The organism is Actinoallomurus acaciae, assembly GCF_042429965.1.
Taxonomy (GTDB): Bacteria; Actinomycetota; Actinomycetes; order Streptosporangiales; family Streptosporangiaceae; genus Actinoallomurus; species Actinoallomurus acaciae.
Genome location: NZ_JBHLZP010000335.1, coordinates 1 through 9,147, shown reverse-complemented (window position 1 = coordinate 9,147; position 9,147 = coordinate 1). Strand labels below are relative to the sequence as shown.

Here is a 9,147-nt window from a genome sequence, read left to right as displayed (position 1 = left end):
CCGGGCGGGGAGTGTCCCGGGCGGGGAGTGTCCCGGGCGGGGAGTGTCCCGGGCGGGGAGTGTCCCGGGCGGCGGGGCTCCGAAACACGCCCTAAGACTTCACGGTTCGGGAGGAAGGTACGTCCCCCCTTCCTCCCGGGCCGTGGACTACTCCTGCCAGAGCGATCGGACCTCCACCGAGCCGAACCGGGCGGCGGGGTGCCCGGCGGCCACCTCGATCGCCTCGTCCGGATCGGCGCACTCGATCAGGTCGTAGCCGCCCACCTGTTCCCTGGGTTCGGCGAACGGCCCGTCGGACGGCATCACCTCCGCGTCACGGACGCGGACGGTCGTGGCCTCGCTCGTCGGCCTCAGGCGTGAGCCCTGGAGGCGTACCCCCCGCGCCCGTCCATCTCCTTCACCCGCGCCTCCGTGTCGCGCCCGATGGCGGCCTGCTCCTCGGCCGTGGGTTCGCAGTCCTCATCGCCGCAGATCAGCAGCGTGTACCGCGTGGCTTTCTCCTTCTGCCGACACCTGGACGACGAACGAGAACGCCGCAGGAGGACAATGGCTCGCACTTCATCGCGCCGAGGGCCTCTGGTAGGAATGTTTCGATCTCGACACGTTTTCGGCTAAGAACTTCCGTCGACTGACCGCGCGCGGCCAAGGTATCTCCCACCTGTGATTATGGAGGCTCGATGAAGGTCAAGGTGATGTCCGCCGCCGTCATCGCGGTCGCGTTGACGGCGACGGCGTGCGGCGGCGGTGGCGGTTCCGGAGACAAGGCAAAGGTCTTCACGTACGCGATCACCGAGCCGGAGCATCTCACTCCCGGCAACACCAATGACGCGCAGGGCCTCACCGTCGACAGCGCCCTCTTCGACACGCTGATGACGCTCGACCCCAGCGGCAAGCCGGTGCTGGAAGAGGCCGCGTCGGTCGACACGACCGACCAGAAGGTCTGGACGATCAAGATCAAGCCGGGCCTGACCTTCCACAACGGTGAGCCGGTCACCGCCCAGAGCTACGCCGACGCCTGGAACGCCACCGCGAACTCCACGAACGCCTGGGGCAACGGCTACTACCTCGGCAGCATCGACGGGTACTCCGACCTGAACCCCGACAAGGGCAAACCGAAGGTCGACAAGATGAAGGGCCTCAAGGTCGTCGACCCGCAGACCCTGCAGGTGACGCTCTCCCAGCCCTTCAGCCAGTTCCCGTACGTCCTGTCGTTCATCGGCACCGCGCCCATGCCCAAGGCCGCCTTCACCGACCTCAAGGCGTACGAGCAGAAGCCGATCGGCAACGGGCCGTTCATGATCGACGGCTCGTGGGAGCACAACAAGCAGATCAAGCTGAAGAAGTTCCCCGGCTACAAGGGTCCGCGCCCGGCCAAGTCCGACGGCGTCACCTTCAAGGAGTACGCCGGCCGCGACGCGGCCTACACCGACCTGCGGGCCGGCAAGGTCGACTTCGACAGCCAGATCCCTGCGGCGAAGGCGCCCGAGGCCAAGCGGCTGCTCGGCGACCGGCTCCTCACCGTGCCCAGCGGCACCATGGACTTCCTCGAGTTCCCGCTGTACGACCCCGCGTTCAAGAACCCCGACCTGCGCAAGGCGATTTCGATGGCGATCGACCGCCAGGCGATCGTCAACGCGGTCTACAACGGGACGTTCAAGCCGATGGGGTCCCTGCTGGCGCCGATCGTGCCGGGCTACCGCGCGAACGCCTGCGGCACGGCCTGCACGTACAACCCGCAGCAGGCCAAGCAGCTGTTCGACCAGGCGGGCGGCTACAAGGGCACGCTGCACCTGGTGTTCTCCAACGCCGACGCGACGTACGAGCAGTGGATGACCGACATCGCCAACCAGCTCAAGCAGAACCTCGGCATCACCGACATCAAGTTCGACAAGGTCCAGGTGTCGGACTACCTGACGAAGCTGAGCGACCACAAGGCGGCCGGGCCGTACCGCAGCAACTGGACCATGGACTACCCGAGCGCCGAGGACTACCTGACCCCCCGTTGCGCCAAGCCCACCCGCAGCGGCTACAACGGCGACGCCTGCGAGGCCCTCATCATGAAGGGCAACGCGGCCAAGACGCCGCAGGAGGGCCAGCAGTACTACCAGCAGGCCGAGGACATGGTGCTGAAGGACATGCCGATCACCCCGCTGTGGAACTGGCAGGACCAGCTCGGCTCCTCCAGCCACGTCGGCAACATCCACGCCGATCCGTACGTCTTCCCGCTCGTCCACCTCGACCAGGTGACGGTCAAATAGCGTGTGGCGTTACGTTGTACGGCGCCTTCTGCAGATGGTGCCGGTCCTGATCGGGACGACGCTCCTGATCTATTTGGCGGTCTTCGCGCTGCCCGGTGACCCGATCCGGGTCCTGGGCGGCGACAAGCCGATGCCACCCGCCGTGTACCAGGCCCTGCGGCACCACTACCACCTGGACGATCCGCTGATCGTCCAGTACGGCAAGTACCTGTGGGGCCTGGTCCAGGGCGACTTCGGCCAGACGCTCAGCGGCCAGCCCGTCGGCGACGTCCTGGCGGGGGGCTGGACGGTGACGGTGCAGCTCGCCATCACCGCGTGGATCTTCGAGCTGGTCGTCGGGATCGCGCTTGGCGTCTGGGCGGGCCTGCGCAAGGGCGGTGTGATCGACACGCTCGTGCTGAGCGGCACCACCCTGGTCATCGCCATCCCCGGCTTCGTGCTCGCCTACTCCGCGCAGCTGCTGTTCGGGCTCAAGCTGGGCTGGTTCCCGACCGCCGGGACCGACGACGGCTGGCCGTACAGCTATCTGCTGCCCGGGATCCTGCTCGGCTCGCTCAGCCTCGCCTACATCGCCCGGCTGACCCGGACGAGCCTGGTGGAGAACGGACGCTCGGACTACGTGCGCACCGCGGTCGCCAAGGGCCTGAGCCGACGGCGGGTGCTCGTACGGCACACGCTCCGCAACTCCCTGATCCCGGTCGTCACCTATCTGGGCGTCGACCTCGGCAACCTGATGGCCGGCGCGATCATCATCGAGGGCGTCTTCAACCTGCCGGGCATCGGCCAGCAGATCTGGCTGGCCATCCAGGTCAAGGACGGCCCGACCGTCGTGGGCATCTCGACGTTCCTGGTCCTCATCTACCTGCTGGCCAATCTCGTCGTCGACTTCCTCTACGGCGTGCTCGACCCGAGGATCCGCCATGACTGAGATCACTGAGGCGGCTGCGACGGCGCAGACCGGGTCGTCGATCGAGGCCGGATCCGCGTCGCTGTGGAGCGACGCCTGGCGCGAGCTGTGCCGCCGGGTGACGTTCTGGATCTCCGCGGTGATCCTGCTGCTCATGGGGCTGATCGCGGCCTTCCCGTCCCTCTTCACCGGCCTCGGGCCCAACGACGGCTGCGACGTGCGGCACGCGAAACAGCGTCCGACGTCGTGGAACCCGTTCGCGGCCGGGGACCATCCGTTCGGCACCGACAGCCACGGCTGCGACTACTGGGCCCAGATGGTGCACGGCACCCGCGCGCCGATCGTGGTCGGATTCCTGGTGACCGCGATCGCGCTCACCCTGGCGATCGTGCTCGGCTCGATCTCCGGCTACTACGGACGGCTGCTCGACGCGTTCCTGTCGCGTGTCACCGACATCTTCTTCGGCCTGCCGCTGATCCTCGGCGCGCTCGTCATCCTGACCGCGTTCCCGTCGCACGGGATGATGACCGAGTCGCTGGTGCTCGGCCTGCTGTGGTGGCCGACCATGACGCGGCTGATGCGCGGCCAGGTGCTGTCGGTGCGCGACGCCGACTACGTCCAGGCCGCGCGCATGATCGGCGCCCGCGACCTGCGGATCATGCTGCGCCACATCCTGCCGAACGCCATCGCGCCCGTGTTCGTGTACGCGATGCTCAACGTCGGCGTGGTCATCGGCTACGAGGCGACGCTCGACTACCTGGGCGTCGGCCTGCAGTACCCCACGGTCTCGTGGGGCCTGCAGCTCAGCCAGGCACAGGAGATCTTCACCGACTACCCCTACCTGCTGATCTACCCGGCCGTATTCCTGACCGCGACGGTGCTGAGCTTTTTGCTGCTCGGCGACGCCGTACGCGACGCACTGGACCCGAAGCTGCGATGAGCGACGAAGAAGAGAGCACCGGCCCGCTGCTGGCGGTCGAGGACCTGCACGTGGAGTTCCGTTCCCGCGGGCGGTCCGTACAGGCGGTCAACGGCCTGTCCTACACCTTGGAGGAGGGCGAGACGCTCGCCATCCTGGGGGAGTCCGGATCGGGCAAGAGCGTGGCCGCGCAGGCCGTGATGGGCATCCTCGACACACCGCCCGCGCACGTCACGAAGGGCTCGGTACGGTTCCGCGGCACCGAGTTGCTCGGCATGCCGGACAAGAGACGCCGCGACTACCGCGGCGCGAAGATCTCGATGATCTTCCAGGACGCGCTGTCGGCGCTGAACCCGGTGCACCGGGTGGGCGACCAGATCGCCGAGATGCTCATCGTGCACCGGAAGGCCTCGCGCGGCGAGGCGCGCAAGCGGGCGGTCGAGCTGATGGACCACGTGCGGATCCCGTCCGCGGCCTCCCGCGCGAACGACTTCCCGCACCAGTTCTCCGGCGGCATGCGGCAGCGCGTGATGATCGCCATGGCGTTGGCCCTCGAGCCGGACGTGCTGATCGCCGACGAGCCCACCACGGCGCTCGACGTCACCGTCCAGGCGCAGATCATGAAGCTGCTGGCGGATCTGCAGGAAGAGATGCGGATGGGGCTCATCCTCATCACCCACGACCTCGGCGTGGTGGCCGGCGTGGCGGACCGCATCGCGCTGATGTACGCCGGACGCGTCGTGGAGGAGGCCGGCGTCGAGGACCTGTACGCCCGGCCCGCGCATCCGTACGCCGAGGGGCTGCTCGCGTCGGTGCCGCGCATCGACGTGCGCGGCCGTACGCTGACGCCGATCAAGGGCGCACCGCCGAACCTCGCCGCCATTCCGTCGGGCTGCCCGTTCCACCCCCGCTGCCCCCACGCGAGGGACCGCTGCTCGACCGAGGTTCCCGAACTGCGCCTCCTTCAGGGTCCCCTCCAGACCGGTGAGGGCGCCCCGGACCGGTCCGGAGCCCGGTCCGGGGCACCCTCGCCCCACCGGAGCGCCTGCCACTACGCCGAGGAGGTCTCCGGTGGCCGATGAGATCCTCTCCGTACGGGACGTCTCCAAGCACTTCCCGCTGACCAAGGGGGTGCTGTTCCAGCACGAGGTCGGGCGGGTCAAGGCGGTCGACGGTGTCTCGTTCGAGCTCCGCAAGGGCGAGACGCTCGGCCTGGTCGGTGAGTCCGGCTGCGGCAAGAGCACGCTGGCCAAGCTGCTCATGGGAGTCGAGCGGCCGACCTCCGGCAGCGTGCTCTTCGAGGACCGCGACGTCTTCTCACTGTCCAAGGCGGAGCTGCGCCGGCTGCGGCGCCGGATGCAGCTCGTCATGCAGGACCCCTACACCTCGCTCAACCCGCGGATGACCGTGGGCGACATCGTCGGCGAGCCCTTCGCCGTCCACGGCGACCCCGAGGGCGGCCGCGGCCGCCGCGTGCGCGAGCTGCTGGAGATCGTCGGCCTCGACCCGGACCACGTGAACCGCTACCCGCACCAGTTCTCCGGCGGGCAGCGGCAGCGGATCGGCATCGCCCGCGCCCTCGCGCTGCGGCCCGACGTCATCATCTGCGACGAGCCGGTGTCCGCGCTCGACGTGTCGGTGCAGGCCCAGGTCATGAACCTCCTCGCCGACCTGCAGCGGGAGTTCGGCCTGTCGTACGTCTTCATCGCCCACGACCTCGCCGTCGTCCGGCACATCTCCGACCGCGTCGCGGTGATGTACCTGGGGAAGATCGTCGAGACCGGCGACGAGGAGCAGATCTACGACCACCCCACGCACCCGTACACGCAGGCGCTGCTGTCGGCGGTCCCGGTGCCGGACCCGACGAGGCGGACGGGGCAGATCGTGCTCGAGGGCGACGTGCCGAGCCCGACGGACCCGCCGTCCGGCTGCCGGTTCCGTACGCGTTGCTGGAAGGCCGAGGAGATCTGCGCGGCCGAGGAACCGGCGCTGGAGGTCCGTACGGGCCGCTCGGACCACCCGAGCGCGTGCCACTTCGCCGCCGACTCGGGGCGCCCCTGAAAATGGTTCGCGGCTGATCAAAGCGCATGGGTAACGTCGGGAGGTCCACTGCCTCCCGGTTCGGGGATCTCGTATGCGCTCCTTTCCCGTGCCCGATCCCGGCACGCCCGATCGCCGTTCGCCGGCGCGGTACCTGCTGTGGATCGCGCGCGTCCAGGCGGCCACGGTGGTCGGCGGGGCCGCCTGGGGCGTCGTGTGGATGGGCACCCAGGCCCTCATGCCGGCCACCATCGGCCGCGCCATCGACACGGGTGTGACGCCCAAGAACACCGACGCGCTGCTGCTGTGGTCGGGCGTGCTGCTCGGGCTCGGCGCGGTGCAGGCGGTGGCAGGCGTCATGCGCCACCGGTTCGCGGTCACCAACTGGCTCGGCGCGGCGTTCCGCACCGTCCAGGTGACGACCGGCCACGCCGCGCGGCTGGGCGCGACCCTGCCCAAACGCCTGGCGACCGGTGAGATCGTCAGCGTCGGCATCGCCGACGTCTCCAACATCGGCAACGCGATGGACATCACGGCGCGCGGCACCGGCGCGATCGTCGCGATCGTCCTGGTCGGCATGATCCTGCTGTTCACCTCGTTGCCGCTCGGGCTGGTCGTGCTGATCGGCGTGCCGCTGATGGCCGCCGTCGTCGCGCCGATCCTGCGGCCGCTGCACCGCAGCCAGCGTCACCAGCGCGACCTGCAGGGAGAGCTGGCCACCCGGTCCAGCGACATCGTCTCCGGGCTGCGCGTGCTGCGCGGCATCGGCGGCGAGCAGGTGTTCGCCGGACGCTACCGCGAGGAGTCGCAGGCGGTTCGCGCCGCCGGCGTGCGGGTCGCGCGCAGCGACTCCCTTCTGGAGGGCGCCCAGGTGCTGCTCCCCGGGCTGCTGGTCGCGCTCGTCACCTGGATCGGCGCCCGGTTCGCGCTGGCCGGCCAGATCACCATCGGCCAGCTCGTGTCCTTCTACGGCTACTCGGTGTTCCTGGTCGAGCCGATGCGGACCCTGACCGAGGCGGCCGACAAGATCACCAAGGCGCACGTCGCGGCGCGCCGGGTGGTCCGGATCCTGAACACCGAGGCGGAGCTGCCGGACGAGGGCACCCGCACCGGGGCGGTCGGCGACCTGGTCGATCACGCCTCCGGCCTCACCGTACGGCCGGGCCGGCTCATCGCGGTCGCCGCGACCTCGCCGGAGGACGCGCAGGCCATCGCCGACCGGCTCGGCCGGTTCACCGACGACGACGTGACCTGGGGCGGCACGCCCGTGCGCGAGCTGACGCTGCCCGCGATGCGCGAGGCGGTCCTGGTCGCCGACCCCGGCGCCCGGCTGTTCTCCGGGCCGCTGCGGGAGGAGATCGGCGGTCGCTCCGAACGAGACCTGAGGGAGGCCCTGCACGCGGCCTGCGCGACGGACATCGTCGAGGAGCTGCCGTCGGGTCTCGACGACGAGGTCGCCGAGGGCGGACGCCAGCTCTCCGGCGGGCAGCAGCAGCGCCTCCGGCTCGCCCGCGCGCTCGCCGCCGACCCGGAGGTGCTGATCCTGGTCGAGCCGACCTCGGCGGTGGACGCCCACACCGAGGCGCGCATCGCGGGCCGGCTCGCGGAGTTCCGCGCCGGCCGCACCACGGTCGTGTGCACCACGAGCCCGCTCGTCCTCGACCGGGCCGACGAGGTGGCGTTCGTGGACGCGGGCCGGGTCGCCGCGACGGGCCAGCACCGCGAACTGCTCGCCACCGTCCCGCACTACGCCATGACCGTCACGAGAGAGGAGGAGCCATGGGGACCAGACGGCGCGTCCCGGTGGTCACTCCCTCCGACGAAGGAGGGCTCATGACCGACGACCGGCTCGCCGACGGGCCGCCGCGGATCCCGGCGCACGACCGGATCCTTCCCGTCGCGACACCGGCGCAGGTGCGCGCGTACGCCCGGCGGCTGACCGTCGCCTACCCGCGGCAGCTCGCGCTCGCGCTCGGCCTGCACGGGCTCGCCGCCGTTTCCGGCCTGGTCGCACCCCGTCTGCTCGGCAACCTGGTCGAGGACGTGCGCCACGGCACCTCCCACTGGACGGTCGACAGGATCGCGCTCACCATCGCGGTGTTCGTCGTCGCCCAGGGCGTGCTGATGAGGTACGCCGTGTACGTCTCGGCACGGCTGGGGGAGAAGGTCCTCGCCCGGCTGCGCGAGGAGTTCGTCGACCGCGTCCTGGAGCTCCCGCTGTCGACGGTCGAGCGGGCCGGCACCGGCGACCTGATCACCCGGACGTCCCGCGACGTCGACGTGCTGTCGCGCAGCGTCCGGCACGCGGTCCCGGAGACACTGATCGCCATCGTGACCGGCGCGTTCGCGATCGGCGCGCTCGTGCTCGTCGGGCCGCTGACCGCGCTGCCGTGCCTGGTCGGCGTGCCGCTGCTGTGGGGCGGCACGAAGTGGTACCTCGCGCGGGCGCGGGCCGGCTACCTGTGGGAGAACGCCGCGTGGGGTTCGGTCACCGCCGGGCTGACCGAGACGGCCGAGGGCGCGCGTACGGTCGAGGCGCTGCGCCTGGAGGGCCGCCGGATCGCGCGGACGAACACCGACATCGCCGGTGCATGGGCGGCCGAGCGCTACACGCTGGGCCTGCGCACGGTGTGGTTCCCGATGGTCGAGGTCGGCTACGTCCTGCCGGTGGTGGCGACGCTGCTGGTCGGCGGCCTGCTCTACACGTGGGGGCTCGCCTCGCTGGCGCAGGTGACCGCGGCGACGCTGTACGTCCAGCAGCTCATCGACCCGCTCGACCGGCTGCTGTCGTGGATCGATGAGCTCCAGGTCGGCGGGGCGTCGCTGGCCCGGCTGCTGGGCGTCTCCGAGGCCCGCGCCGACCGCACGCCCACCACGGCGCGTCCGGCCGGTGAGCGCATCGCGCTGAGCGACGTCCGGTACGCCTACCGCGCGGGCCATGACGTGCTGCACGGCGTGGACCTGCGGTTGCGGCAAGGGGAGCGGCTCGCCATCGTCGGCCCCTCCGGTTCGGGGAAGTCGAC

The 9,147-nt window shown here is 70.4% G+C and carries 8 protein-coding genes; 7 read left to right on the top strand and 1 reads right to left on the bottom strand.

What is annotated here, in order from left to right:
• Window positions 1-147: 147 nt before the first annotated feature.
• Window positions 148-303 (bottom strand): YciI family protein, encoded by a 156-nt coding sequence (locus ACFFNX_RS33160; protein ID WP_378209814.1) that lies wholly within the window; start codon window positions 301-303, stop codon window positions 148-150.
• A gap of 374 nt (window positions 304-677) precedes the next feature.
• Here ACFFNX_RS33160 and ACFFNX_RS33155 point away from each other — a divergent pair, with 374 nt between their 5' ends.
• The 7 genes from ACFFNX_RS33155 to ACFFNX_RS33125 form a co-directional block, all read left to right on the top strand.
• The gene (locus ACFFNX_RS33155; protein WP_378209813.1) at window positions 678-2,258 is read left to right on the top strand and encodes a peptide ABC transporter substrate-binding protein; all 1,581 of its coding nucleotides are present in this window, start codon (window positions 678-680) and stop codon (window positions 2,256-2,258) included.
• Between the two features lies 1 nt (window position 2,259).
• On the top strand, window positions 2,260-3,186 hold the full coding sequence (locus ACFFNX_RS33150; RefSeq protein WP_378209812.1) for an ABC transporter permease: 927 nt from the start codon (window positions 2,260-2,262) through the stop codon (window positions 3,184-3,186).
• Window positions 3,179-4,105, top strand: coding sequence for an ABC transporter permease (locus tag ACFFNX_RS33145; RefSeq protein ID WP_378209811.1), 927 nt, complete (start codon window positions 3,179-3,181; stop codon window positions 4,103-4,105). The genes ACFFNX_RS33150 and ACFFNX_RS33145 overlap by 8 nt, the downstream gene beginning before the upstream one ends.
• Window positions 4,102-5,166, top strand: a complete 1,065-nt coding sequence (locus ACFFNX_RS33140) for an ABC transporter ATP-binding protein (RefSeq protein ID WP_378209810.1) — start codon at window positions 4,102-4,104, stop codon at window positions 5,164-5,166. Before ACFFNX_RS33145 ends, ACFFNX_RS33140 begins: the two co-directional genes overlap by 4 nt.
• Window positions 5,156-6,145, top strand: coding sequence for an ABC transporter ATP-binding protein (locus ACFFNX_RS33135; RefSeq protein WP_378209809.1), 990 nt, complete (start codon window positions 5,156-5,158; stop codon window positions 6,143-6,145). Before ACFFNX_RS33140 ends, ACFFNX_RS33135 begins: the two co-directional genes overlap by 11 nt.
• Window positions 6,146-6,218: 73 nt before the next feature.
• On the top strand, window positions 6,219-7,961 hold the full coding sequence (locus ACFFNX_RS33130; protein ID WP_378209808.1) for an ABC transporter ATP-binding protein: 1,743 nt from the start codon (window positions 6,219-6,221) through the stop codon (window positions 7,959-7,961).
• Window positions 7,958-9,147, top strand: a 1,190-nt coding sequence (locus ACFFNX_RS33125) for an ABC transporter transmembrane domain-containing protein (RefSeq protein WP_378209807.1), incomplete at its 3' end; no start/stop codon positions are given. The genes ACFFNX_RS33130 and ACFFNX_RS33125, both read left to right, overlap by 4 nt.

Excerpts from the sequence above, each read along its gene's own strand:
- ACFFNX_RS33160 (WP_378209814.1), bottom strand. The coding sequence starts at position 303 with ATGCCGTCCGACGGGCCGTTCGCCGAACCCAGGGAACAGGTGGGCGGC.
- ACFFNX_RS33140 (WP_378209810.1), top strand. The coding sequence starts at position 4,102 with ATGAGCGACGAAGAAGAGAGCACCGGCCCGCTGCTGGCGGTCGAGGAC.
- ACFFNX_RS33155 (WP_378209813.1), top strand. The coding sequence starts at position 678 with ATGAAGGTCAAGGTGATGTCCGCCGCCGTCATCGCGGTCGCGTTGACG.
- ACFFNX_RS33145 (WP_378209811.1), top strand. The coding sequence starts at position 3,179 with ATGACTGAGATCACTGAGGCGGCTGCGACGGCGCAGACCGGGTCGTCG.
- ACFFNX_RS33130 (WP_378209808.1), top strand. The coding sequence starts at position 6,219 with ATGCGCTCCTTTCCCGTGCCCGATCCCGGCACGCCCGATCGCCGTTCG.